The 25517-nt window shown below is 61.1% G+C and carries 25 protein-coding genes; 11 read left to right on the forward strand and 14 right to left on the reverse strand.

All coding sequences use genetic code 11. The features are described 5' to 3' along the window. Positions 1-3: 3 nt before the first annotated feature. Positions 4-408 carry a 4-carboxymuconolactone decarboxylase gene (gene pcaC / locus HGP14_RS12990; protein ID WP_168830226.1) on the reverse strand — a complete coding sequence of 135 codons (405 nt, stop codon included), beginning with the start codon at positions 406-408 and terminating at the stop codon, positions 4-6. Further along, the gene (pcaD, locus tag HGP14_RS12995; protein ID WP_168830227.1) at positions 405-1214 is read right to left on the reverse strand and encodes a 3-oxoadipate enol-lactonase; all 810 of its coding nucleotides are present in this window, start codon (positions 1212-1214) and stop codon (positions 405-407) included. The genes pcaC and pcaD overlap by 4 nt, the downstream gene beginning before the upstream one ends. 92 nt (positions 1215-1306) lie before the next feature. On the opposite strand from pcaD, the gene pcaQ reads away from it, so the two are divergent. Further along, positions 1307-2245 carry a pca operon transcription factor PcaQ gene (gene pcaQ / locus HGP14_RS13000; RefSeq protein WP_168830228.1) on the forward strand — a complete coding sequence of 313 codons (939 nt, stop codon included), beginning with the start codon at positions 1307-1309 and terminating at the stop codon, positions 2243-2245. On the opposite strand, the gene HGP14_RS13005 is transcribed toward pcaQ, so the two are convergent. The 7 genes from HGP14_RS13005 to HGP14_RS13035 all read right to left on the reverse strand — a co-directional run bounded on the left by HGP14_RS13005 (position 2240) and on the right by HGP14_RS13035 (position 10904). Further along, positions 2240-2695 carry a PTS sugar transporter subunit IIA gene (locus HGP14_RS13005; RefSeq protein WP_168830229.1) on the reverse strand — a complete coding sequence of 152 codons (456 nt, stop codon included), beginning with the start codon at positions 2693-2695 and terminating at the stop codon, positions 2240-2242. The two genes, pcaQ and HGP14_RS13005, sit on opposite strands and share 6 nt — an antisense overlap. A 40-nt stretch (positions 2696-2735) precedes the next feature. After that, positions 2736-3428, reverse strand: coding sequence for a response regulator transcription factor (locus tag HGP14_RS13010; RefSeq protein ID WP_168830230.1), 693 nt, complete (start codon positions 3426-3428; stop codon positions 2736-2738). Next, on the reverse strand, positions 3425-6133 hold the full coding sequence (locus HGP14_RS13015) for a sensor histidine kinase KdpD (RefSeq protein WP_168830231.1): 2709 nt from the start codon (positions 6131-6133) through the stop codon (positions 3425-3427). Before HGP14_RS13015 ends, HGP14_RS13010 begins: the two co-directional genes overlap by 4 nt. A gap of 64 nt (positions 6134-6197) precedes the next feature. Further along, positions 6198-6767 (reverse strand): potassium-transporting ATPase subunit KdpC, encoded by a 570-nt coding sequence (kdpC, locus tag HGP14_RS13020; protein WP_168830232.1) that lies wholly within the window; start codon positions 6765-6767, stop codon positions 6198-6200. Between the two features lie 12 nt (positions 6768-6779). Then, positions 6780-8867, reverse strand: a complete 2088-nt coding sequence (gene kdpB / locus HGP14_RS13025) for a potassium-transporting ATPase subunit KdpB (protein ID WP_168830233.1) — start codon at positions 8865-8867, stop codon at positions 6780-6782. A 209-nt stretch (positions 8868-9076) separates the two neighbouring features. Beyond that, on the reverse strand, positions 9077-10780 hold the full coding sequence (kdpA, locus tag HGP14_RS13030) for a potassium-transporting ATPase subunit KdpA (protein ID WP_168830234.1): 1704 nt from the start codon (positions 10778-10780) through the stop codon (positions 9077-9079). 34 nt (positions 10781-10814) lie between these two features. Next, a complete protein-coding gene (locus HGP14_RS13035; RefSeq protein WP_016556800.1) occupies positions 10815-10904 on the reverse strand; it encodes a K(+)-transporting ATPase subunit F in 90 nt (29 codons plus the stop codon). Positions 10905-11291: 387 nt separating this feature from the next. Here HGP14_RS13035 and HGP14_RS13040 point away from each other — a divergent pair, with 387 nt between their 5' ends. From HGP14_RS13040 to HGP14_RS13050, 3 genes are all read left to right on the forward strand, one after another. Further along, a complete protein-coding gene (locus HGP14_RS13040) occupies positions 11292-12044 on the forward strand; it encodes a 3-oxoacyl-ACP reductase family protein (protein WP_168830235.1) in 753 nt (250 codons plus the stop codon). Positions 12045-12068: 24 nt separating this feature from the next. After that, on the forward strand, positions 12069-12668 hold the full coding sequence (locus HGP14_RS13045) for an NADPH-dependent F420 reductase (protein ID WP_168830236.1): 600 nt from the start codon (positions 12069-12071) through the stop codon (positions 12666-12668). 125 nt (positions 12669-12793) lie between these two features. Next, positions 12794-13837 carry an NAD(P)-dependent alcohol dehydrogenase gene (locus HGP14_RS13050; RefSeq protein ID WP_168830237.1) on the forward strand — a complete coding sequence of 348 codons (1044 nt, stop codon included), beginning with the start codon at positions 12794-12796 and terminating at the stop codon, positions 13835-13837. Here the strand turns inward: HGP14_RS13050 and HGP14_RS13055 are convergent. The 4 genes from HGP14_RS13055 to HGP14_RS13070 all read right to left on the reverse strand — a co-directional run bounded on the left by HGP14_RS13055 (position 13834) and on the right by HGP14_RS13070 (position 17639). After that, a complete protein-coding gene (locus tag HGP14_RS13055; protein ID WP_168830238.1) occupies positions 13834-14412 on the reverse strand; it encodes a DedA family protein in 579 nt (192 codons plus the stop codon). The genes HGP14_RS13050 and HGP14_RS13055 overlap by 4 nt on opposite strands. A gap of 54 nt (positions 14413-14466) precedes the next feature. Then, a complete protein-coding gene (locus HGP14_RS13060; RefSeq protein ID WP_168830239.1) occupies positions 14467-15834 on the reverse strand; it encodes an FAD-containing oxidoreductase in 1368 nt (455 codons plus the stop codon). Beyond that, positions 15831-16292 carry a DUF4126 family protein gene (locus HGP14_RS13065; RefSeq protein WP_168830240.1) on the reverse strand — a complete coding sequence of 154 codons (462 nt, stop codon included), beginning with the start codon at positions 16290-16292 and terminating at the stop codon, positions 15831-15833. Before HGP14_RS13065 ends, HGP14_RS13060 begins: the two co-directional genes overlap by 4 nt. A 159-nt stretch (positions 16293-16451) precedes the next feature. Then, the gene (locus tag HGP14_RS13070; protein WP_168830241.1) at positions 16452-17639 is read right to left on the reverse strand and encodes an acyl-CoA dehydrogenase; all 1188 of its coding nucleotides are present in this window, start codon (positions 17637-17639) and stop codon (positions 16452-16454) included. A 161-nt stretch (positions 17640-17800) separates the two neighbouring features. On the opposite strand from HGP14_RS13070, the gene HGP14_RS13075 reads away from it, so the two are divergent. Beyond that, entirely contained in the window at positions 17801-18139 is a 339-nt protein-coding gene (locus HGP14_RS13075) for a cupin domain-containing protein (protein ID WP_168830242.1), read from the forward strand. Here the strand turns inward: HGP14_RS13075 and HGP14_RS13080 are convergent, their stop codons facing one another. Continuing rightward, positions 18140-19084, reverse strand: a complete 945-nt coding sequence (locus HGP14_RS13080) for a LysR family transcriptional regulator (protein ID WP_168830243.1) — start codon at positions 19082-19084, stop codon at positions 18140-18142. It abuts the gene before it with no gap. A gap of 243 nt (positions 19085-19327) precedes the next feature. On the opposite strand from HGP14_RS13080, the gene HGP14_RS13085 reads away from it, so the two are divergent. The 6 genes from HGP14_RS13085 to HGP14_RS13110 are packed head-to-tail and all read left to right on the forward strand — an operon-like array spanning position 19328 to position 25516. Then, entirely contained in the window at positions 19328-20533 is a 1206-nt protein-coding gene (locus HGP14_RS13085) for an ABC transporter substrate-binding protein (RefSeq protein ID WP_168830244.1), read from the forward strand. 4 nt (positions 20534-20537) lie between these two features. Next, on the forward strand, positions 20538-21320 hold the full coding sequence (locus HGP14_RS13090) for an ABC transporter ATP-binding protein (RefSeq protein ID WP_168830245.1): 783 nt from the start codon (positions 20538-20540) through the stop codon (positions 21318-21320). Then, positions 21320-22021, forward strand: a complete 702-nt coding sequence (locus tag HGP14_RS13095) for an ABC transporter ATP-binding protein (RefSeq protein WP_168830246.1) — start codon at positions 21320-21322, stop codon at positions 22019-22021. Before HGP14_RS13090 ends, HGP14_RS13095 begins: the two co-directional genes overlap by 1 nt. Positions 22022-22025: 4 nt before the next feature. After that, positions 22026-22913: a branched-chain amino acid ABC transporter permease gene (locus tag HGP14_RS13100; RefSeq protein WP_168830247.1), complete on the forward strand. Its 888-nt coding sequence runs from the start codon at positions 22026-22028 to the stop codon at positions 22911-22913. A gap of 1 nt (position 22914) precedes the next feature. Beyond that, on the forward strand, positions 22915-23904 hold the full coding sequence (locus tag HGP14_RS13105) for a branched-chain amino acid ABC transporter permease (RefSeq protein ID WP_168830248.1): 990 nt from the start codon (positions 22915-22917) through the stop codon (positions 23902-23904). 16 nt (positions 23905-23920) lie between these two features. Then, complete coding sequence (locus HGP14_RS13110; protein ID WP_168830249.1) at positions 23921-25516, forward strand: GMC family oxidoreductase; 1596 nt, start codon at positions 23921-23923, stop codon at positions 25514-25516. Position 25517 lies beyond the last annotated feature (1 nt).

Raw genomic sequence — 25517 nt, forward strand, 5'->3', positions numbered from 1 at the left:
CTCTTATGCCGCCCTTTCGGCATCCATCTGTTCGAAGACCTGCTTGGCGATCTTGATCGCGTGATTGGCTGCAGGCACGCCCGCATAGATCGCCACATGCAGCAGCGCTTCACGGATATCCTCGCGCGTCGCGCCGGTATTGACGGTGGCGCGCACATGCATGGCAACCTCATCATCCTGACCGAGAGCCGCAAGCAGAGCAATGGTCACGATCGAACGCTCGCGCTTGGTCAGCTCCGGCCGCGACCAGAGATGGCCCCAGGCCGCCTCCGTGATCAGCTCCTGAAATGGCCTGTCGAAGGCAGTCGAACCCGCCTCCGCTCGATCGACATGGGCGTCGCCGAGGACGGCGCGGCGGGTCGCCATACCCTGCCGATAGCGCTCGGAAGGAAGCGGAGTGTCACTCATGGGCTCTTTTCTCCATGCAATGCGAAATCAATGAAGGCACGGATGACGGCCGTGAGCGCCTCCGGCTGTTCGACGCAGGGGATGTGACCGGCGTCGCGAATTACCTCGAAGCGGGCGTTCGGGATCAGTTGCGCGGTGGATTTCACCAGGTCCGGTGGCGTTGAACCGTCCTGATCGCCGACGATGCAGATCGTCGGAACAGCAATTCTTTTGGCGGCCTCGGTGTAGTCTGCATCACGGATCGCCTCGCAGGTCGCGAGATAACCCTCGACCGGCTGGCGCACGAGCATGTTTCTGTAGCCGTGGTAGGCAGTGTTTTCGGGGCGCCGAAATGCAGGCGTGAACCAGAGTTTCATCACGCCGTCGACAATGCTGCCGATGCCGTTGTCGGCGACCGTCCCAATACGGGCGTTCCAGCCGTCGGCCGTGCCGATCTTGTGAGCCGTGTCGCAAAGAATGAGACCGCGCACAAGCTCCGGGTGCCTTTGATAAACCGCCTGAGCGATGAGCCCTCCCACAGAAAGGCCGCAGATGAAAGCCTGCTTCACCTCCAGCATGTCGAGCAGGCCCATCAGGTCGGAGGCGTGATCCTCAATCGAATACGGCACCTGGCCGACGTCGGACAGACCGTGGCCGCGCTTGTCGTAGAGCACGATCGCAAAATCGCCTGCCAGCCGCATGACCACATCCCGCCAGATGCGGAAATCCGTGCCGAGCGAATTGGCAAAGACGATGACCGGCTTGTCGGCAGGTCCGCCAATGATCTGGTAGTGAATGGCGATATCGTTGATATGGGCAAATTGCACAGCGACTTCCTCCAGAGATGAAATTGAATGTTTAATTCGGTTATGTAAAATGATCTTTTTTGGATTTCGAATAACTCTGAGGTTATGAGGTCGTGATCGATAGCCGAATTAAGCTCCGCCATTTGCAGGCCTTTGTCGAGGTCGCTCGCCAGAAAAGCGTCATGAAGGCCGCCAGGCTCATGCATGTCAGCCAGCCTGCCGTGACGAAGACAATCCGTGAGCTGGAAGAGGCGCTGGGTGTCAAGCTTTTCGAGCGCGACGGGCGCGGAATCAAGATCACGCGTTACGGCGAGGTGTTCCTGAGGCATGCAGGCACAGCCCTAACCGCCGTCCGGCAAGGGCTCGACAGCGTGACCCACGAGCGCGTTGGCAATGCTCCGCTGATCCGCGTTGGTGCGCTTCCGACAGTGTCGACGCACATTATGCCACGCGCAATGAACCTGTTTCTCAAAGAGAACATCTGGAGCCGTATCAAGATCGTGACGGGCGAAAATGCGGTGCTCCTCGAGCAGCTTCGCGTCGGCGATCTCGACCTCGTCGTCGGGCGGCTTGCGGCGCCGGAAAAGATGGCCGGCTTTTCCTTCGAGCACCTTTATTCCGAGCAGGTGGTCTTCGCCGTGCGGGCAGGCCATCCTCTGCTGATGGCCAAGCAGCCGATCTTTTCGAGAATTGGCGACTATACGGTATTGATGCCGACCCAGGCATCGATCATCAGGCCTTTCGTCGAGAGCTTTTTGATTGCCAATGGTATCGCCGATTTGCCGAACCAGATCGAGACAGTATCGGATTCGTTCGGCCGGGCTTTCGTTCGCTCGAGCGAGGCAATTTGGATCATCTCCGCGGGCGTGGTGGCGACGGATATCGCCGACGGATTGCTCGGCATCCTTCCTATCGACACGAGCGAAACCAAGGGACCGGTTGGCCTTACGATGCGCACGGAGCCCAATCCCTCTCTGCCGATGTCGATCCTGATCCAGACGATCAGGGAAGCAGCGGCCGAAGTCTTCGTCTCCCCGGGCGTTTCCTCATGATCGAGAATCGCCGATGAAGCTCGCGTAGAACTCATCGACGTTTCTGGCCTGCCGCATGGAAGCGAGGACGCCTTCGGATTGCAGGCGCCGCGCAATGGCGGCAAGCACGTTGAGGTATTCACCGCGATTGCTCTCGCCGAAAAGCAGCATGAAAGCGATATCCGTCGGTGCATCGTCTATGGCCTCGAAATCCAGGGGCTGCGCGAAGCGCACCAGGAGGCCGCGCGGGCTTGTCATGCCGGCGATTGCGGCATGCGGCACGGCGATGCCATTACCGATACCGGTCGAGCCGAGGCTTTCGCGACTTTCCAGCGCCTGAAGGATGGTCTTTTCCTCAATACCGAACGCCTTGCCGGCTCTTTCGGCGAGATTCTGCAGCGCGCGCCACTTCGTGGGCACCGAAACGCCGACGAAAGTATGTTCCGGCCGGATGATATGTGCGAGATTCATGTTTTCCGTTGTCTATCGACGGGATGTGTGATGCCGGAGTTCAATCCGGCTCTCTGAGCCGGTAGCCGACACCGGTCTCGGTGGTGATATATTGCGGCTGATCCGGGGTCTGCTCCACCTTTTGTCGCAGTTGCCGCACATATACCCGCAGATATTGAACGTCGGCAGCCGGTCCCCAGACCTGCTTCAAAAGGAATTGATGCGTCAACACTTTTCCGGCGTGCTGCGCAAGCACGCGAAGAATGTCGTATTCCTTCGGAGACAGCTTGATCTCCTTGTCGTCCACCTTGACGATCCGCTTGACGAGATCGATGGAAAGGCCGCCGGTCTGGAAGACCGCCTTTTCGCCTTGCTGCTGCAAGCGGTGGCGCAGTGCGACGCGGATGCGTGCTCCAAGCTCGTTGATGCCGAAAGGCTTCGTGACGTAATCGTCGGCCCCGGTCTCCAGCGCCTTTACGATGCCGGCCTCATCGGTGCGGCTAGAGAGAATGACGACGGGCACAGATAGGCCATCCTCCCGCCATTCCCGCAGTAGATCGTGACCCGATTTGTCGGGAAGGCCAAGGTCCAGAACGATGAGGTCCGGGGCATCTTCCTTCACGGCTGCGTAGGCGCTTGTGGCGTTTGGTGCCTCATGCACCTCATAGCCCTGAGCGCTTAGGCCAACGCGAAGCAGTTTGCGGATCGGCGGCTCGTCGTCGACGACGAGAATTTTCACGGCTGAGCCGGTCATTTGAGTTCATCCAGTTTTGGAATGTCATGAGGTATCGGCAGACGGATGGTAAATACCGCGCCGGCGCGGTCCTTGCGATTCCCGGCGACGATCGTTCCGCCCATCGCTTCGATGAAGCCGCGACAAATGGAAAGGCCGAGACCCGTCCCGGCTCGCACCTGATCGCCCTTGCGTACGCGGTAGAAGGTGTCGAAGATGCGGGTGAGGTCGCCGGGCGGAATGCCGGGGCCTTCGTCAGCGATCTGAAAAACGACGGAACCCGAGTCGACCCAGCCCCCAACCCGGATCACCGTATCTTCAGGCGCATATTTGCCGGCATTGTCGAGGAGGTTGAAGAGCGCCTGCTCGAAAAGCACCGGATCCACACGCACCATCGGTAAGTCGGCCGGAATGGTCACTTCGGTCCTGTGGTGTTTGAGGATCTTTGCCGCCCGTCTGAGGGCGCTGCCGACGATGTCACCCGGATAATGCAGGCCGTAGTTCGGCTCCATCGCTCCGGATTCGATTTTTGTCATATCGAGCAGGTTGGCGATGAACCGGTTCAGGCGTTCTGATTCGTCGATCACCGTTGTCAGAAGATCATTACGGTCTTCTGCCGGCATGGACTCGAAATAGTCGCGCAGCGTGCCGGATGCGCCGAGGATTGCAGCCAGCGGCGTTTTCAGGTCGTGGGAGATCGAAGTGAGCAGGGCGGAGCGTAGGCGATCGGCTTCCGCAGCGAGTCTGGCACGATCCACATCGGCGACGAGTTGAATGCGTTCGATCGCAAGCGCTGCCTGGTCGGCGAGCGCATCCAGCAGCCGTTGCTGTTCGGGCGTAAACAGCGGGCCATCGCGGCGGTCGCTATCGAGCCCGATCACGCCGACCGCTGTACGCCCGGTCCTAAGCGGCACATAAAGGCGTTTTGCGCCTGGCAACGTGTCAGCGCCGCGTCCGGCAGCATGATTGTGCTCCCAGGCCCAGCGGGCCGCGGCGATATCGGCATCGTCCAGCGTATCATCCGGCGGATATCCGGCCTTGACCGCGATCGTATCGTCCTCAGGCAGAAGCAAGACAACTCGAACCTTGAGCATAGAAGCAATCTGGAAGGCCGTTGCCCAAAGCACGTCATCAAGCGTGCCGGTGCTCGCGAGCTTGCGGGAAAAAATATAAAGATCCTCGGTCGTGCGCGCGCGCTGACGAGCAGCGGCGGCCTGCCGCTGTACGGTTGCGGTCAGGTTGCTCGCAATCACCGCCACGCCGATGAAGAAGAAAAAGGCGATCACGCTCTCGGGATCCCTGATCGTCAGCGTGAAACGCGGCGGCAGGAAGAAAAAATTGAAGGCGAACGCGCCGAGAAGGCAGCTGTAGAGCGCCGGCCGCAGGCCATGGATGACGGCAGAGGTGAGCACCGCCATCAGGAAAACGAGAGCAAGGTTGCGGACATCGAGCACCTGATCGAGCACGATGCTGACGCCGAGCGCAATGACAACGTAGGCCGTTGCGAGCATATAGCTTCGAATGTTGAACGTCGGGACAGCTGGCGCCGGTTTGACGCCCCGGGCCGCTTCGCCCTCTTTTTCGTTGCCGGACATGACATGAACGCTGATATCGCCGGCATGCCGGATCAGTTCATCAACCGGCGAAGGCCAAAGCCATTGCCGCCATGTCTGTTTCTCAGGGGATCCGATGACGATATGCGTGACATTGTTGGAAGTTGCGTGGCGAAGCAGTTCCTCGGCAACCTGCCTGCCGGGAAGGGTCAGCGCTTCGCCGCCGAGCTGTTCGGCGAGCCGCAGCGTCGCCGCGATCGTATCCCGCTGCTCTTCCGTCAGGCCGATCGAGCGGGTGGTTTCGATGTAGACGGCAGACCATGGGGCGCGCAGTCGCGAGGCCATACGCTTGGCATAGCGGACGAGCGAGGCACAGCGAGGACGGTGGTCGATCGCCACCAGCACACGCTCACCTGCCGCCCATGGCCCGGAGATCGCGTGCGCCTGCATATGGCTCACGAGCTGGTCGTCGACGCGCTGCGCGGTCCTGCGCAGTGCGAGCTCGCGAAGCGCTGTCAGGTTGCCGGGCTTGAAATAGTTGGTTAGCGCGCGTTGAGCCGTCTGTGGCACGTAAACCTTACCGTCGTGCAGGCGCTTGATCAGGTCATCTGGTGTCAGATCAATGATCTCGACATCGTCCGCCACGTCGATGATCGAATCCGGCACCGTCTCGCGCACATGGATCCGGGTAATCTGGGAGACGACGTCGTTCAGGCTCTCCACGTGCTGGATGTTCAGCGTCGTATAGACATCGATACCGCGTTCCAGCAGCTCCTGGACGTCGAGATAGCGCTTCGGATGCCGGCTGCCTTCTGCGTTCGTGTGGGCGAGCTCATCGACCAGAACGAGGTCAGGCTTGCGGGCAAGGATGGCATCGAGGTCCATTTCCTCCAGCGCCCGGCCTTTGTAGTTGACCGCGACGCGCGGGATGATCTCGAAGCCATCGAGCAGGGCTTGCGTCTCTTTGCGGCCGTGCGTCTCGACGACCCCGACAACAACGTCGACGCCATCCGCAAGTTTCGCGCGGCCGGAGACGAGCATTTCGTAGGTTTTGCCTACGCCGGGCGCGGCACCCAGAAATATTTTCAACCGGCCGCGCATTTCGGCGCGCGCTTTCTCGAGCAGCGCGTCGGGCGAGGGCCTGGCGGCCTGATCGCTTCTGTCGTCCGGCATTCGTGTAATCTTTCTTTATCAGCAAGGCCCCGGAACGCCCGCAAGCGCTCCGGGGCCTTCAGCTTCACTGAGTCATAGAAGCATCGAGGGACTGGTTCAATGCCAGAACATTGACGGTGGGCTCGCCCAGAATACCGAGCTCACGAGAGCGGATAGCGCCGTCAACCAAAGCCTTCACCGCAGTCTCGTCCATGTTGCGCGCCTTGGCGACGCGCGGCACCTGGAAGTATGCGGCTTCCGGCGAGATATCCGGATCAAGCCCGCTGCCGGAGGCCGTCACCAGATCGATCGGAACCTCGGCATTCGGGTTCGTCGCCTTTGCGGCTTCGTAGTCAGTCTTCACGCGGTCGAGAAGCTTCTGGCTGGTCGGACCGAGGTTCGAACCGCTGGAGCTTGCTGCATTGTATCCGTCACCCGCCGCCGAAGGCCGGCCATGGAAATACTTGTCGCTCGTGAAAGCTTGGCCGATCAGAGTCGAGCCGATCACCTGGCCGTCCTTTTCCAAGAGGCTGCCGTTCGCCTGTGTCGGGAAGAGCGTCTGAGCGATGCCGGTCATGGCGAGCGGGTAGAGAAGGCCGGTGATGGCCGTGGTGGCAACGATCATGACGATTGCCGGACGAAGTTCTTTCAACATGATTTCAACTCCTTAGGCGAGACCGATGGCCGTGATGACCATGTCGATCGCCTTGATGCCGATGAACGGGACGATGATGCCGCCGACACCGTAGATGAGCAGGTTGCGGGACAAGAGCGCGCCGGCGCCGATAGCCCGGTATTTAACACCCTTCAGCGACAGCGGGATCAGCGCGATGATGATCAGCGCGTTGAAGATGATCGCCGAAAGGATGGCGCTCTGCGGCGTTGCGAGCCCCATGATGTTCAGCACGCCGAGCTGCGGATAGAAGGTCAGGAACATCGCCGGGATGATGGCGAAGTACTTGGCGATGTCGTTGGCGATCGAGAAGGTCGTCAGGGCGCCGCGCGTCATAAGCAACTGCTTGCCGATCTCGACGATCTCGATGAGCTTCGTCGGGTCCGAGTCGAGGTCGACCATGTTGCCGGCTTCGCGGGCAGCGACCGTGCCGGTGTTCATGGCGACGCCGACATCGGCCTGGGCGAGGGCGGGGGCGTCGTTCGTACCGTCGCCGCACATGGCGACGAGCTTGCCCTTCGCCTGCTCCTCGCGGATCAGCGACAGCTTGTTCTCGGGCGTAGCCTGGGCGAGGAAGTCGTCCACGCCCGCTTCGGCGGCGATGGCGGCTGCCGTCATCGGATTGTCGCCGGTGATCATGACGGTGCGGATACCCATGCGACGCAGCTCAGAGAAGCGCTCGCGGATGCCGCCCTTGACGATATCCTTGAGCTGGATGACGCCAAGCAGACGGCCGTCACGGGCGACCGCAAGCGGCGTACCGCCAGCCTTGGCGATTTCATCTGAGATCGCCTGCAGTTCCCTGATGACATCGCTGTCCGTCCGCATGGCCACGACAGCATTGCCGGAAACAGACGTGGGGCCGGAATTGACATAGGTGAGAACAGCGTCAACTGCGCCCTTGCGGATCGACGAGCCTTCGACATCGACACCGCTCATGCGAGTCTGGGCCGTGAAGGGCACGAAATGCGCCTTCAGGTTGGCCATCTCGCGGCCGCGGATCGCATATTTCTCCTTGGCGAGTACGACGATCGAACGGCCTTCCGGCGTTTCGTCGGCGAGTGAGGCGAGCTGAGCTGCGTCGGCAAGCTCCTGCTCGGACACGCCGTGAACCGGACGGAAGGAGGTCGCCTGACGGTTGCCGAGCGTGATCGTACCGGTCTTGTCGAGCAGCAGCGTGTCGACGTCGCCCGCAGCTTCGACGGCGCGGCCGGACATGGCGAGCACGTTGAAGCGGACGAGACGATCCATGCCTGCGATGCCGATGGCCGAGAGGAGGGCGCCGATCGTGGTCGGGATCAGCGTCACGAAGAGGGCGACGAGGACGATGATCGGGATCGAGCCGCCGGCATAGGACGCAAAGCTTGGGATCGTAGCCGTGGCGAGCACGAAGATTAGCGTCATGCCTGCGAGCAGGATGTTGAGCGCGATTTCGTTCGGCGTCTTTTGACGTTCCGCACCTTCGACGAGCGCAATCATGCGGTCGAGGAACGTCGAACCGGCAGCCGCCGTGATGCGCACGCGGATCCAGTCGGAGAGCACCTGCGTGCCGCCAGTGACAGCCGAGCGGTCGCCACCGGATTCGCGGATGACCGGGGCGGATTCGCCGGTGATGGCGGCTTCATTCACCGAGGCGACGCCTTCGACGACTTCGCCGTCGGACGGAATGATGTCGCCGGCCTCGACAAGGACGAGATCGCCGACCTTTAGGCTCGTGCCCGGCACCAGGCGATAGCCGCTGGCGTCGTTGGCGCTGAGCAGCTTGGCCTGGGTTTCCGTGCGGGCCTTGCGCAGTGAGTCGGCCTGTGCCTTGCCTCGACCCTCGGCGACAGCTTCCGCGAAGTTCGCAAAGAGCACCGTGAACCAGAGCCAAAGATTGATCTGGAAGGAGAAGCCGAGATTTCCGCCGCCGGTTACGAGGTCGCGGATGAAGAGGACGGTCGTGAGCGCCGAGACGGTGGCCACGACGAACATGACCGGGTTCTTGGAAAGCGTGCGCGGGTTCAGCTTCTTGAAAGCGGCGCCCACGGCCGGAATGAGGATGCGAGAATCCATGATGCTCGCGGATTTTGCCTGGCTCATAAGAGACTCCAGCTTGAAACGAGGTGAGGCGACCGGCTTTCCGGTCAGCCGTGTAAAATTCTGAGGGCGGCGAGGATAACGAGGATGCCGGCCATCATCACCAGGATGATGTCAGTGCCCCGTGCCAGGCGCTCTCGCTCACGTCCCGGCGAACCGGGACGTGAGTTGAAGGACTTTCGAAGTCTGTGACGAAGGATCATGACATCACCTCAGAAGGTTTTGCCGGTAATCATCATCAGGTGCTCGATAACCGGGCCGAGGGCCAGTGCCGGGAAGAAGGTCAGGCCGCCGACGATCAGGATGGTACCGCTCAGGAGGCCGACGAAGAGCAAGCTGTCCGTCGGGAAGGTGCCTGCCGAAGCGGGAACCGTCTTCTTGGTAACCAGGGAGCCTGCGATCGCAAGCGCCGGAATGATGACCAGGAAGCGGCCCATCAGCATGCCGAGACCAAGCGTGATGTTGTACCAGGGGGTGTTACCCGTCAGGCCACCGAAAGCCGAGCCGTTGTTCGCCGCAGCGGACGTATAGGCATAGAGAATTTCGGAGAAGCCGTGCGGACCCGCCGTGCCGATCGAGGCGACAGCTGACGGAAGCACCGAGGCAATCGCCGTGAAGACCAGCATCGCCAAGGGCAGGCAGAGAATGGCAAGAACAGCCATCTTCATTTCCTTGGCCTCGATCTTCTTGCCGAGATATTCCGGCGTGCGGCCGACCATGAGGCCTGCCACGAAGACGGCAACGACGATGAAGAGCAGGATGCCGTAGAAGCCCGCGCCAACGCCGCCGACGATGACTTCGCCGAGCTGCATATTGATCATGGGGATCAGGCCGCCGAGCGCCGTGAAGCTGCCGTGCATGGCGTTGACCGCGCCGCAGGAAGCGGCCGTGGTGATCACCGCAAAGAGCGAGGACATGGCGACGCCGAAGCGGACTTCCTTGCCTTCCATATTGCCGCCCTGCAGGCCGAAGGCATGCATCAGTGGGTTGCCCGCAGCTTCAGCCCAGTAGGTGACGGTAACGCCGACGATGAACAGCAGGCCCATCGTGGCGAAGATCGCCCAGCCTTGGCGCTGGTTGCCTACCATGCGGCCGAAGACGTTGGTGAAGGCGGCACCGATCGCGAAGATCGACAACATCTGGAGCATGTTCGAGATGTTGTCGGGGTTCTCAAACGGGTGCGCGGAGTTGGCGTTGAAGAAGCCGCCGCCATTGGTGCCGAGCATCTTGATGGCAAGCTGCGAGGCAACCGGGCCGACAGCGATCGTCTGCTTGGCGCCTTCCAGCGTCGTCGCGTCGACATAGGGGCCGAGCGTCTGCGGCACGCCGAGATAGACGTAAACGAGCGTGAGCACGATGCAGATCGGCAGAAGGACGTAGAGCGTCGCGCGGATCATATCGACCCAGAAATTGCCGATCGCCTTACCAGAGGCGCGCGAGAAAGCGCGGATCAGGCCGATGGCGATCGCCATGCCGGTCGCGGCGGAAACGAAGTTCTGCACGGTCAATCCGGCCATCTGCGTGAGATAGGACATCGTGCTTTCGCCGCCATAGTTCTGCCAGTTGGTGTTGGCGACGAAGCTGATGGCGGTGTTGAAGGAAACCTCAGGCCCAACGGCAGGCATACCTGCCGGGTTATAGGGCAAGCCTGCCTGGAGACGCATCAAAGCGTAGAGTACGATGACGCCGAGCAGGTTGAACATCAGCATGGCGAAGGCATAGGAGGTCCAATGCTGTTCTTCACGCTCGTTCGTGCCGGCCAAAGCATAAAGCCCCCGTTCGATCGGAACGAGAACCGGTGAGAGAAATGTGCGCTCGCCTGAAAAGACACGCGTCATGTAACCGCCGAGCGGTTTGACGAGCACGATGAGGATCCCGCAGAAGACGAGGATCTGTAGCCATCCGTTGAGGGTCATGGGAGGTAACTTTCAATACCCGGTTGCTTCGGCGTTAGAAGCGCTCGGGGCGAATGAGAGCGTAGGTGAGATAGACGGTCAGGAACACCGTCACTGCACCGCTTAAGATATAATCGAGCGTCATGATGTTTCTCCTCAGAGCCTGTCGCAGGCGCTGGTGTAGGCAAAGCACAATGCGAAGAATACGACGGCGATGCCGAGTAAAATGATGTCCATCATCGATCTTGACTCCTGTTGTTTTTCTTTGGAGTCAGACAAGATAAAGGGTGCCGGCTTGGGAGGCGGCACCTTTCATGCTTTCTGGCTGGAGACGATCTTGGTGATCTCTCATGCATTAATATGCGGCCGGACTGCATAAACGTTCGAGAGGGGCCGGAAGGCTTCAATATAAAAATCTTATAAGTGTTATTTAACTTTCAATATATGCTTGAAATAGATGAAAGCGATTGAAGGCTAATCCAGATGGAATAGCCGAGCGATATTCACTCCATCAACAATCGGAGTTATCGCAGTGACCAACACAACTGAAAATCTTTCCGGCAAGACGGCGCTCGTGACGGGCGGGTCGCGCTCCGTCGGTGCGGCCATCGCAAAGCGTCTTGCTGCAGATGGCGCCTCGGTCGCGCTCACCTACAGCGCTTCGCCGGACAAGGCCGCCGCTGTAGTCAAGGAAATCGAGGATGCCGGCGGCCGTGCCATCGCCATCAAGGCCGATGCCGGCGATCCGGCTGCCGTCCGCGCCGCGGTGTCCCAGACGGAAGAGACGTTCGGCTCGCTCGACATCCTCGTCAACAATGCCGGCATCGCTCTTGGCGGTCCGATCGAGGACATCAAGTTCGAGGATTATGAGCGCATGATCGCCGTCAACGTCACCGGGGTGTTCGTGGCAACCCAGGAAGCAGCCCGCAGGATGAAGCCGGGTGGCCGCATCATCCATATCGGCTCGTCGATGTTCCGTTACGCCGCCTTCCCGACCGCATCGCTTTACACGCTGACCAAAGGCGCGGTCGCCGGCTTCAACCGCGGCCTCGTGCGCGACCTCGGTCCGAAGGGCATCACCGTCAACACCGTCCATCCCGGCCCGACCGACACAGACATGAATCCCGATGGCGGCCCGATCTCGAAGGTCGTCGGCCCCGGCATGGCGATCGGCCGCTACGGCAAGGATTACGAGATCGCGAGTGTGGTTGCCTATCTCGCAAGCCCGGAAGCAGCCTTCGTCACCGGCGCCGACATCATTGCCGACGGCGGCTTCACCGCCTGACCTTTCATTTCAAGGAGAACGACAATGTCCATCGGTATCATTGGCGCCGGCAATATCGGCGCCGCCTTCGCCCGCGCGCTCGCTCAAGCCGGCATTCCTGCCACGATCGCGAATAGCCGCGGTCCGGATTCGCTTGCAGGTCTCGTGCATGAGCTCTCGCCTTGGATCAAGGCGGGCACCATCGAGGAAGCCGCGAGCTCCGATATGGTCCTCGTTGCGGTTCCCTGGTCGAGGCTGCCGAAGGCGCTCGCCGGCCTGCCTGAATGGAATGGCCGTATCGTCATAGATGCGAACAATCCGATCGAGGCGCCGCTCTTCAGGTCGGCCGAGCTGAACGGCAGGCTCTCCAGCGAGATCTTCGCCGATCTCGTATCAGGCGCGCGCGTCGTGAAGGCGTTCAACCATCTGCTGCCGGCCCTCGTTTCCGGCGATCCGCAGGCCGAAGGCGGCAAGCGTGTGCTCTTTTATTCCGGCGATGATGCCGCAGCAAAGGCCGAAGTCGGCGCGCTGGTCGACAAGCTCGGTTTTTTCGGCATCGACCTCGGGCTGATCGCCGTCGGCGGCAGCCTGGTTCAGTTTCCGGGTGGCCCGCTGCCGGCTCTGAACCTCGTCAAGTTCGGCTGAGCATTTCATCGCATAATGAGCAAAAGCCTCCGCAATCCTGTTGAATTGCGGAGGCGTCGGGTTTTATAGTCTGCCAACGCGTCCCCCAATGAGTGGCGGACAAGGCATCAGAGAGGAACCCGACAATGACCAAGGTCCGTGCGCTGGTATTGGAGCGGCAGCATAAGCTTGCGCTTCGCGATATCGATCTGCCGCTGGAGACCGGACCAGGTCAGGTGAAGATCAGGATCCACACCGTCGGGGTCTGCGGTTCGGACGTGCATTACTATACCCACGGCAAAATTGGGCCGTTCGTCGTCAACGAGCCGATGGTGCTCGGACATGAGGCTGCGGGGACGGTGCTCGAAGTCGGCGAAGGCGTGATGCATCTGAAAATAGGCGACCGCGTCTGCATGGAGCCCGGCATTCCCGACCCGAATTCAAAGGCAAGCCGTCTCGGCATTTACAATGTCGATCCTGCCGTCACCTTCTGGGCGACGCCGCCGGTTCACGGTGTGCTGACGGCCGAGGTTGTGCATCCAGCCAACTACACCTTCAAGCTCCCGGACAATGTAAGCTTTGCCGAAGGCGCAATGGTCGAGCCCTTTGCCGTAGGTATGCAGGCAGCAGCAAAGGCTAAGATCGCGCCTGGCGATACCGCCGTCGTGCTTGGCGCCGGTCCCATCGGCACAATGGTGGCGATCGCCGCGCTTGCCGGCGGCTGTGCTCGGGCGATCGTTGCCGATCTTGCCCAGCCGAAGCTCGATATCGCCGCACAGTACCAGGGCGTCATCCCGATCAATATCCGCGAGAAGAACCTGACGGAGGAAGTGTCGCGCCTGACCGACGCCTGGGGCGCCGATGTCGTGTTCGAATGTTCCGGATCGCCGAAGGCCTGGGAAACGATCATGGCCTTGCCGCGCCCAGGCGGAGTCATCGTTGCCGTCGGCCTGTCGGTCAATCCGGTCGGCTTCGACGTCTCGACAGCGTCGACCAAGGAAATCCGTATCGAAACGGTCTTCCGCTATGCGCACCAGTACGAGCGGGCGATCGCTCTGCTCGGCTCCGGCCGTGTCGACCTGAAGCCGCTGATCTCCCAGACGTTCAACTTCGAGGAATCGATCAAAGCCTTCGACCGCGCGGTCGAGGCACGGCCGGCCGATGTGAAGCTGCAGATCGTTATGGACTAAGGGGCCCTAGGGGACCCGATGCCCGGTTTCATCTTGCGAAACGCGAGAGCCGCGCCTGCAACGATAGCCGCGGCTCCGAGCGCAATGAGCAGGTGGTGATGCAGCGGGAGGCGGCCCAGCATCTGCTGGATACCATGCCCGAAGATATAGCCCAACGCTGTGAACAATTGCCCCCAGACCAGCGCCGCCGCGATATTCAGAACGAGGAATTTCCGTGTCGGGATGCGCGTCGTGCCGATGACGATGGGGCTGATCGTCCGCAATCCGACGAGGAAGCGGAACGCGAAGATGAAGCCGGTCGGATATTTTTCGAGAAGCTGTGTCGCCCGCGCCAGCGCGGGCTTTTCCATCAGCCGGCGAACGAAACCCCAATGAGAGGCGTAGCGCCCGGCGAAGAACCACATTTGGTCGCCGGCGAACGAACCACCCGCCGCTGCCATCGATGCAGCCCAGTATGTCAGAAGCCCGCGATGCGAGATGACGCCGCCCAGGAATGCGGCGGTTTCGCCTTCAAAGGCGGTGCCGAGGAATATCGCCAGCAGACCGTAATTCTCGATCAGGAGTTCGATGGACACCCACTAGGCCTCCAGCCTTTCGCGATCTAAGGCTTCCGCGGCATCATTGCCATTTCAGACCGGCTTCAAGTCCCCAAGCACCGTTGGAATGAGTTCCGAGACGGTCGGGTGGATCGGCACAGCCCATTGCAGGGCAGGGTAGGTGGTGCCGGCGTTCATGGCATCGATGATGCCGTGGATCACCTCGTCGCCTTCGATGCCCAGGATGGCAGCGCCGAGGACCTGCTTGGTCTCGGCATCGGCGATAATCTTCATGAAGCCCTGGGTCTCACCGCGTTCATTGGCGCGGCCGACGCGGCTCATGGGACGCGTGGAGATCATGATTTTCCTGCCGGAGCGGCGCGCCTCCTTCTCCGTCACGCCGACACGGCCCAGCGGCGGATCGATATAGAGCGCGTATGCGGGAATGCGGCTGCTCACCTTCCGGTCAGCCCCATCCAGCAAGTTGGCCGCCACGATCTCGAAGTCGTTATAGGATGTATGCGTGAAGGCGCCGCGGCCGTTGCAATCGCCTAGCGCGTAGATGCCCTCGACATTGGTCATCAGCTTGTCGTCGACTGAGATATAGCCGCTCGCGTCCATCGCAACGCCGGCAACGTCGAGACCAAGATCGTCGGTGTTCGGTTTGCGGCCGGTCGCGATCAGCACATGACTTGCTTCGATTTCCGGTTTTCCGGAGCCAATGGTCACGGCAATTCCGCCGTCCTTCGCGGCGAAAGCAATGCCGTCGGCGTTCGTGTAAACGGCGATGCCCTCTGCGCGCAGAACATCCTCGATCGCGTCGGAAATGTCTTCATCCTCGCGGGAGGCGAGTTTCGGTCCGCGCTCGAGAACGGTGACCTCGGCGCCGAAGCGGCGGTACATCTGGGCGAATTCGAGACCGATATAGCTGCCGCCGACAACGACAAGGTGGCGCGGCAGCGTGTCGAGATCGATGATCGATGTGCTGGTGAGATAATCGATGTCGTCGACGCCTGGAAAATCCGGAATGATTGGGCGAGCGCCGACGTTCAGAAAGATTTGCGGCGCTGTCAGCGTCTCGCCGTTGACGGCAATCGTTTTCGGACCGGTGAATCTCGCCTGGCCGTAGACGACCTCCATCGTCTTCATGCCGCCGAGCCAATCGATCAGGCCGTTGCGGGCGTCCATGATGACCGTTTCCGCACGCTTGCGGACGACCCGCATGTCGATTTCGATGCCGCCGGCGATCTTCACGCCGTAGTCGCCGCCGCGGCGGGCGACGTGGGCGGCGCGGGCGCTGGCTACCAGCGTCTTCGTCGGCATGCAGCCGGCATTGACGCAAGTGCCGCCAAGATACTTGCGTTCGATCAGCGCAACCTTCATGCCCTTCTCGGCCATGCGGGCCGCGAGAAAGGGGGCGGATTGGCCCGCCCCGATGAAAATCGCATCATAGGTTTTCATGGCACTGCCCCCACGATCAACAAAGCGCCGCCGACGGCGACGATATCCTCGATAAGCGCCGCCGGCAAATCCCTGCCGAAGACACTGGCGAGCTTGCCGCGGGCAGCTGCGGCACCCAGCGTCCCTGCAATGGCGCCGACGATACCCGCGATGAGACCGGCAACCAGAGGACCGCCGGAGGCCCCGACGGTGGCGCCGGCGAGAGCCCCCATGATGATACGCGCTCCGAACTGTATCGGCACCTTACGGCTCGGCGTTGTCGGCAGCTGATCACTGATCAATTCGACGACGGCAAGCAGCGTGAAGATCCACGGCGTCCACTGATAGCCCATGAAGGCGAGAGGAGTCTGAGAGACGTCGAACCAGCCAAGTGCTGCGCCCCAGGCAGCGGCTGCAGGTGCGGTCATGGCCCTGAGGCCGGCAATAATTCCGATCAAAAATGCAAGGAATAGAAGCATCTGCGAACCCGTCCCCGACCTGTGCCGTTGCGGCGTTCGCAGCGTGGCACAATCTCCGAAGGGTTTCAATTCGCTCCCGGTGACTCGTTGGCGAGTTGCGAATGGCGCACAAAGAGGTCAGCGATCGGTGGATCAGGTCGTGGTCTGCAGCAGCAGGCCTTAGTTCGCGAACGCCTGTATTCCCGTAATGGCGCGGCCGAGAATGAGGGCGTGGATGTCGTGGGTGCCTTCGTAGGTGTTGACCACTTCGAGGTTGACGAGGTGGCGGGCAACGCCGAACTCGTCGGAGATGCCGTTGCCGCCGAGCATGTCGCGGGCGGCGCGGGCGATATCGAGTGCCTTGCCGCAGGAGTTGCGCTTGAGGATCGAGGTCAGCTCCACCGGCGGATGGCCTTCCTCCTTCATGCGGCCGAGCCTGAGGCAGCCCTGCAGGCCGAGCGCGATCTCGGTGGCCATGTCGGCAAGCTTCTTCTGGATCAGCTGATTGGCGGCCAGCGGCCGGTTGAACTGCTTGCGGTCGAGCACGTATTGCCGCGCCGTCGCATAGCAGGCTTCGGCCGCACCCAGCGCCCCCCAGGCAATGCCGAAGCGGGCCGAGTTCAGGCAGGTGAACGGACCCTTGAGGCCGGATACGTTGGGCAAGAGGTTTTCTTCCGGCACGAAGACATTGTCCATCACCACCTCGCCGGTGATCGAGGCGCGCAGCCCGATCTTGCCGTGGATGGCCGGCGCCGACAGTCCCTTCCAGCCCTTTTCCAGGATGAAGCCGCGGATCACGCCGTCCTCGGTCTTGGCCCAGACGACGAAGACGTCGGCGATCGGCGCGTTGGAGATCCAGGTCTTGACGCCGGTGAGACTGTAGCCGCCATCGGCCTTCCGGGCGCGCGTCGCCATCGAGCCGGGATCGGAGCCGTGGTCCGGCTCGGTGAGCCCGAAGCAGCCGATCCATTCGCCGGTGGCAAGCTTCGGCAGGTACTTCTGCTTCTGCGCCTCGGAGCCAAAGGCATCGATCGGCACCATGACGAGCGAGGATTGCACGCTCATCATCGAGCGGTAGCCGCTGTCGACGCGCTCCACTTCGCGGGCGATCAGCCCGTAGGCGACATAGCCGAGGCCGGCGCCGCCATATTCCGGGGCAATCGTCGGGCCGAGCAGCCCGAGCTTGCCCATTTCGCGGAAGATATCAGGATCGGTCTTTTCGTGGCGGAAGGCTTCGAGGACGCGGGGTGCGAGCTTTTCCTGCGCATAGGCGTGTGCGGTATCCTGCACCATGCGCTCCTCGTCCGTCAGCTGCTCGACCAGCCGGAACGGGTCGGCCCAGTCGAAGATCTCGCGGGTGTGCTGCATGACGGCGTCTCCTCACCATTGTTCAGGCATGCCTGATCAAGCTGGCCATAACGCCGGCCAACTTCGGCGTCAACCGGAAGGAATATAGCGGATACAGGCTTTTCAAACAGGCTTCCATGCTCCAACTTGCCGCCCTATGAAATCGAATTGAGGAGGCGGGAATGACGTCGAGCAGTCTTTTTGTGCATGCCGAAGGTGCTGACTGGATCAGTCCGGAACCGGGTGTCACGCGCCGCATCATGGTCTATCTGCCCGAAATGATGATGGTCGAAGTCGCGTTCGAGAAGGATGCGGTCGGAGCTGCGCACTCGCACCCGCATATCCAGGCGAGCTATGTCGCCGAAGGCAGCTTTGCCGTGACCATCGACGGAAAGACCGAGGTGCTGAATGAGGGCGGCAGCTTCATCGTGCCGCCGAACCTCGTTCATGGAGTCAAGGCTTTGGAAAAGGGCCGCCTGATCGACACCTTCACGCCGCACCGCGCGGAGTTCCTGAAATGATCACCCGGCCTTCCGGCCCGCATGCATCGCCGCTGCCAAGGGCGGGATGAAGCGAGCATCCTCGCCTTTTACGGTTTCGCGCAGGAACTCAATGACGGCGCGCACCCGCGGCGCCTGCTTCAGATCGCCGTGGCAGGTCACCCAGTAGCCGCGGCAGAGGTCCACTTCATCAGGCAAGACGCGCACGAGCTCCGGATAGCGGCTGGCAAAGAAATACGGCAGTACGCAAAGCCCTAGGCCATTTCGGGTTGCCGTCAGCTGCGCAAAGATGCTGGAACTCTGGAACCGCGGTTTGATGCGCGGATGCACGTCGCCGAGATAATCAAGTCCCGGCGCAAAGATCATCTCTTCGATATAGCCGATGAACGGATGATCGAGCAGATCGTCGCGGCAGGTAACGGGCGAGCTTTTGGCGAGATAGTCCCGCGAGCCGTAAACCTGCAGATGGTAATCCGTCAGCTTCTCGAAAAAATACGGCCCGCCCTTCGGTTCGTCCAGCACGACGGAAAGGTCCGCTTCCTTGCGCGACAGCGACATGATCTGCTGGATCGTCACGAGTTCCAGCGAAAGGTGCGGATGAAGCGCGGCGAATTTCGGCAGCACGCTGGCAAAGAAAAAGTTGGCAAAGCCTTCCGGCGCGCTGAGGCGCACGACGCCGCGCTGCGTCATGGAGCCTGCGGCAAGATCGGCCCGCAGACGTTCGGTTTCCTGCTCCATCTTTTCGGCGGTCTCCACGAATCGCGTGCCCATGGCAGTCAGCACGTAGCCGCGCGGGTTACGCTCGAAGAGCTTGACCTTCAAGGCAAATTCCAGCCGGTCGATGCGCCGGGAGACGGTGGCATGGCTAGTCCGCAGCTGTCTGGCCGCAGTCGAAAGCTGCCCTGTTCGAGCCACCGCTAGAAAAAACTGCAGATCGTCCCAAGTAAACTGCGGAGGATTGTTCATGCGGGTTCACGCGTCCATCTACGTCTTTGGTCTAATGCCTAGAGACCGGAAAGCAGCCGATGCACAGTTTCCGAGCGGCTCTGTGCAAAAACGAACAGATACTGTTTGGAATTAGTTGTAAACCGCCGGTTGCCTCATGCGGGAAATTCCGTGATCGTAGGCGCGGCGTCGGTTCGTTTGAGGAGAGCGGCTGGCCAATTTTGAACAGACTCGCGATCTGGCCATCTCTGGGAGGAGAGACTTATGCGAAAGAATCTTATTGCGTCCGTTGCATTCCTGCTTGCAAGCAGCACAGCCGTGTTCGCCAATGGTGCGTCGGACGGGAAGGTGAAGATCGGCATTCTGAACGATCAGTCCGGTGTCTATGCAGACTTCGGCGGTAAGTCGTCCGTCGAGGCCGCCCAGATGGCGGTCGAGGATTTCGGCGGCAAGGTGCTCGACGTTCCGATCGAAATCATCGATGCCGACCATCAGAACAAGCCGGACATCGCCTCGAACATCGCCCGCCAGTGGTACGACACCGAGCAGGTGGACGCGATCATGGAGTTGACGACCTCGTCGGTTGCCCTTGCGGTCCAGGCAATTGCGAAAGAGAAGAAGAAGATTGACATCGTCACAGGCGCTGCGACGACGGATCTTACCGGCAAGGCCTGTTCGCCCTACGGCTTCCACTGGGCCTATGACACGCATGCGCTGGCTGTCGGCACCGGTGGCGCGCTCGTCAAGCAGGGCGGCGACAGCTGGTTCTTCCTGACGGCGGACTATGCCTTCGGTTATTCGCTGGAACAGCAGACCTCCGATTTCGTCAAGGCGAACGGCGGCACGGTCGTCGGCTCCGTCAGGCATCCGCTTTCCAGCCAGGACTTCTCGTCTTTCCTGCTGCAGGCGCAGTCCTCTGGTGCCAAGGTCATCGGCCTCGCCAATGCCGGCCTCGATACGTCGAACGCCATCAAGCAGGCTGCCGAATTCGGCATCACGCAGGGCGGCCAGCATCTGGCGGCACTGCTCTTCACGCTGGCGGAGGTCCATGGCCTTGGCCTCGAGGCCGCTCAGGGCCTGACGCTGACGGAAGGCTACTATTGGGACCGCGACGACGAGAGCCGCGCCTTCGCAAAGAAGTTCTTCGACCGCACCGGCAAAATGCCGAACATGATCCACACCGGCACCTATTCCGCCGTTCTTCAGTATCTGAAGGCGGTCCAGAAGGCCGGCACGGACGAGACCGAAGCTGTTGCCAAGCAGTTGCATGAAATGCCTGTCGATGACGTCTTCGGCCGCGGCGGCACCGTCGGACCGAACGGGCGCATGATCCACGACATGTACCTGCTGCAGGTCAAGAAGCCGGAAGAGAGCAAGCAGCCCTGGGATTACTTCAATGTTCTGGCCACCGTCCCCGGCAAGGAAGCCTATATCGACCCCGCCAAAAGCGGCTGCGATCTGGTAAAGTAAGCCTATGGCGGTTTCCGCAACACAAACGAATGCGACGCCGCGGGTGGTGCTCTCCGCCCGCGGCCTTCGCCGGGACTTCGGCGGCTTCACGGCCGTCAAGAACGTCGACCTCGATGTGCAGGATGCGAGCGTCCATGCGCTGATCGGGCCGAACGGCGCGGGCAAGACGACGGTTTTCAATCTCTTGACCAAATTCCAGCAGCCGACAGCCGGCACTATCATGCTGATGGGCACCGACATCACCAAGACGCCGCCGGACAAGGTGGCGCGGATGGGACTGGTGCGCTCGTTCCAGATTTCCGCGGTGTTTCCGCACCTGTCGGTGCTCGACAACGTGCGCGTCGCACTGCAGCGGCCCAACAACCTCTCGACGCAATTCTGGCGGCCGATGTCGTCGCTCGATCGGTTGAGCGACCGCGCCGAGCAATTGCTCGCGAGCGTCGGGCTCTCGAAGGAGCGTGATCACATAGCCGCGGATCTCTCCTACGGGCGCAAGCGCGTGCTGGAGATCGCCACCACGCTTGCACTCGACCCGAAAGTGCTGCTGCTCGACGAGCCGATGGCAGGGATGGGCCAGGAGGATGTCAGCGTCGTTTCCGCCATCATCCGCGAGGTCGCCCGTGACCGGGCCGTATTGATGGTCGAGCACAATCTTTCCGTCGTCGCCAATATCTGCCAGCAGGTGACCGTGCTTCAGCGCGGCGAGATACTCGCCGAAGGCGACTATGCCACGGTCAGCAAGGACCCGCGCGTCCGCGAGGCCTATATGGGCACGGAGGATAGCTGATGGCGGCACTTCTGGAAGTTCGGGGCCTGAATGCCTGGTACGGCGAAAGCCACATCCTGCATGGCGTCGACATGCATGTCGGCGAAGGCGAGACGATCACCATCCTCGGACGCAACGGCGTCGGCAAAACAACCACGCTGCGGACCATCACCGGCATCGTTCGCGCCCGCAAGGGCAGGATCAGCTTTGGCGGAGCGGACATGATGCAGGTACCGCTGCACAAGACGGCGCATAAAGGCATCGGCTTCGTGCCCGAGGAGCGCGGCATCTTCTCGACGCTCACTGTTTCCGAAAATCTGCTTTTGCCACCGGTCGTTGCCGAAGGCGGCATGACCGTCGATGAAATCTATGAGCTTTTTCCGAATCTTTACGAGCGTCGCGCCAGCTCCGGAACCAAGCTTTCCGGCGGCGAACAGCAGATGCTGGCGATCGCCCGCATCTTGCGCACCGGCGTCAAAATGCTCTTGCTCGACGAGCCGACCGAGGGCCTGGCGCCCGTCATCGTCCAGCGTATCGGCGAGGTATTGCGGAAGCTGAAGGAGCGCGGGATGACGATCCTTCTCGTCGAGCAGAATTTCCGCTTTGCCAGCCGCATTGCCGACCGCTTCTATCTGATGGATCATGGGCAGATGGTGTCCGAGTTCCCGGTCGGCGAACTGCCGCAGCGGATGGATACGCTGCACAGGGTTCTGGGGGTGTGATGCCATGACGATGATCTTCGGCATTCCCGTTCAGGCACTGCTTGGCCAGCTGCTGATCGGCCTGATAAACGGCTCTTTCTACGCCCTGCTCAGTCTCGGCCTGGCCATCATCTTCGGCCTGCTGCGCGTCATCAACTTTGCGCATGGTGCGCAATATATGCTGGGCGCCTTCGTCGCCTATCTGATGCTTGCTTACGGTGGCATCGGCTATTGGCCGGCGCTCATTCTGGCGCCTCTCGCCGTCGGCCTGTTCGGCGCAGTGGTGGAGCGTCTCTTCCTGCGGCGGCTCTACGATCTCGATCCGCTTTACGGCCTGCTTTTTACGTTCGGCATGGCGCTGGCGATCGAGGGGACGTTCCGCTACCTCTACGGCTCTTCGGGCCAGCCCTATGCGACCCCGACAGCCCTCGCAGGCGGAATGAACCTCGGCTTCATGTTCCTGCCGATCTATCGTGGCTGGGTGGTCGTCATGTCGCTGGTGGTCTGCATCGGCACCTGGCTCCTGATCGAAAAGACCAAGCTCGGCGCCTATCTCCGGGCTGCGACGGAAAATACGGTTCTGGTGCAGGTTTTCGGCGTCAACGTACCGCTGCTTCTGACGCTAACCTATGCGCTCGGAGCCGGTCTCGCCGCCTTTGCCGGCGTGCTCGCGGCGCCGATCTACCAGGTCTCGCCGCTGATGGGATCGAACATCATCATCGTCGTTTTTGCCGTCGTTGTGGTCGGCGGCATGGGTTCGATCATGGGTGCGATCGTTACCGGCTATGTGCTGGGTATTGCGGAGGGCCTTACAAAGGTCTTCTATCCGGAAGCGTCGAACATCGTGGTCTTCGTGATCATGGCGATCGTGCTTCTCGTCAGGCCCGCGGGCCTCTTCGGCCGGGATGCGTAAGATGACGGACATCACCGAAACCCTTCGAACGGAAAAGAGTCGCACCGCGCTGTCAGTGCAGGCCGCCTTCCTTATCATCGGCCTGCTGCTTCTGCTGCTCGCGCCGTTCTTCTTCTATCCTATCTTCCTGATGAAGCTCCTGTGCTTCGCGCTCTTTGCCTGCGCCTTCAACCTGCTGCTCGGTTATACGGGTCTGCTCTCGTTCGGGCATGCCACCTTCTTCGGCGGCGCTGCCTATTTCACCGCCTATACGGTGAAGGCGTGGGGCTTTCCGCCTGAACTCGGCATATTGACGGGTGTGGCGGGGGCGGCCCTGCTCGGCCTCGTCATAGGCTATCTCGCCATTCGCCGTCAGGGCATCTACTTTGCGATGATCACGCTGGCGCTCTCGCAGATGTTCTTCTTCTTCTGCCTGCAGGCGAAATTCACCGAGGGCGAGGACGGCATCCAGTCCGTGCCGCGGGGACATCTCCTAGGATTTGTCGACCTCAACAATTCCACCAACATGTACTACTTCGTCCTGGCAGTGTTCCTCATCGGCATGGTGCTGATCTGGCGCTTCATCAACTCGCCTTTCGGCATGATCCTGAAATCGATCCGGGAAAACGAACAGCGGGCGGTCTCGCTCGGCTATTCCGTGGCTCGCTACAAGCTCGGTGCTTTCGTGATGTCGGCGGCCCTTGCCGGACTTGCAGGTGCCGTTAAGTCGCTGGTCTTCCAGTTCGCGACGTTGACGGACGTCGCCTGGCAGATGTCGGGCGAGGTGATCCTGATGACGCTTCTCGGTGGCATCGGCACGATGATCGGGCCGATCTTCGGCGCAGGGCTCGTCGTGACGCTTCAGAACTATCTCGCGACATCGGAATTCCCGGTGACGATCATTACCGGCGTCGTCTTCATGATCTGCGTTCTGATCTTCCGCCGCGGCATCGTTGGCGAATTTTATGCCTCGTGGCTGGGGCGCAAACTGGGTTTTGTATATCGCCGCTGATGCGGCCGGTGACCGCATGGATCGCTACGATTATATCATCATTGGCGCAGGCAGCGCGGGCTGCGTGCTGGCGAACCGCCTGTCTGAGGATCGCAACAACCGTGTCCTGCTGCTCGAGGCAGGGGGAAGCGACAACTACCACTGGATCCATATCCCGGTCGGCTATCTCTATTGCATCAACAATCCGCGCACAGACTGGTGCTTCACGACGGCGGCGGAAGAGGGACTGAATGGCCGTGCGCTCAGCTATCCTCGCGGCAAAGTGCTTGGCGGCTGCTCCTCCATCAACGGCATGATCTACATGCGCGGGCAGGCTCGCGATTACGACCTCTGGCGCCAGATGGGCTGCACCGGCTGGAGCTGGGACGACGTGCTCCCCTACTTCCGCAAATCGGAGGATCATTATCGCGGCGAAGACGAGATGCATGGGGCAGGTGGCGAATGGCGGGTGGAGAAAGCGCGGGTGCGCTGGGCGGTGCTCGATGCTTTTCAGCAGGCGGCAAAAGAAGCGGGCATTCCGGTTACGGAGGATTTCAACCGCGGCAGCAATGAAGGCTCCGGCTATTTCGACGTCAACCAGCGCTCCGGCATCCGCTGGAACACGGCCAAGGCATTTCTCCGCCCGGCGACGAAACGCGACAATCTGACCGTTTTGACCAAGGCGCATGTACGGCGGTTGCTTATCGAGGAAGGTGCGATTTCCGGCGTCGAGTTCCAGCACGACGGCATGGCGAAGCGCATTTATGCCACTAAGGAAACAGTCCTTTCCGCCGGTTCGGTTGGTTCTCCGCATATCCTGGAGCTTTCCGGCATCGGTCGCGGCGAAGTGCTGAAGAGTGCCGGCATCGACGTCGTGACCGAGGCAAAGGGCGTCGGCGAAAACCTGCAGGATCATTTGCAACTGCGCCTTGCCTACAAGGTGACCGGCGTTCCGACGTTGAACGAGAAGGCGACGAAGTTGATCGGCAAGGCAGCGATCGGGCTTGAATATCTCATCCGCCGCTCGGGACCGATGTCGATGGCCCCGAGCCAGCTTGGCATCTTTACGCGCTCGGGACCTGACAAGGAGACACCTGACCTGCAATATCACGTGCAGCCGGTCTCGCTTGACAAGTTTGGCGACCCGGTTCACCCCTTTCCGGCGATCACTGCCAGCGTCTGCAACCTCAGGCCGGAAAGCCGCGGCTCCGTGCATATTGCGAGCCCGGATTTCGCCGCACAGCCGACGATTGCACCGAAATACCTCTCGACGGAGCGTGATCGCGACATAGCTGTTCGATCCATAAAGCTGACGCGGCGGATCGTTTCGCAGCCGTCCTTTGCGCGCTTCAAGCCGGAAGAATTTAAGCCCGGCCGCTCTTATCAGACGGAAGCCGATCTGGAGCGGGCGGCAGGCGAGATCGGCACGACGATCTTCCATCCGGTCGGCACCTGCCGGATGGGTGGAGACAGGGACAGCGTCGTCGATCCGCGGCTGAAGCTGCGCGCACTTGCCAAGCTCAGGATCGCCGATGCCTCGGTGATGCCGTCGATCACCTCGGGCAACACGAATTCTCCAACGATCATGATTGCCGAGAAAGCCGCGGCAATGATCCTGGAAGACAACAGATAGG

Origin of the sequence: Rhizobium sp. P32RR-XVIII, from assembly GCF_012641395.1 — a bacterium.
Classification (GTDB): Bacteria; Pseudomonadota; Alphaproteobacteria; order Rhizobiales; family Rhizobiaceae; genus Rhizobium.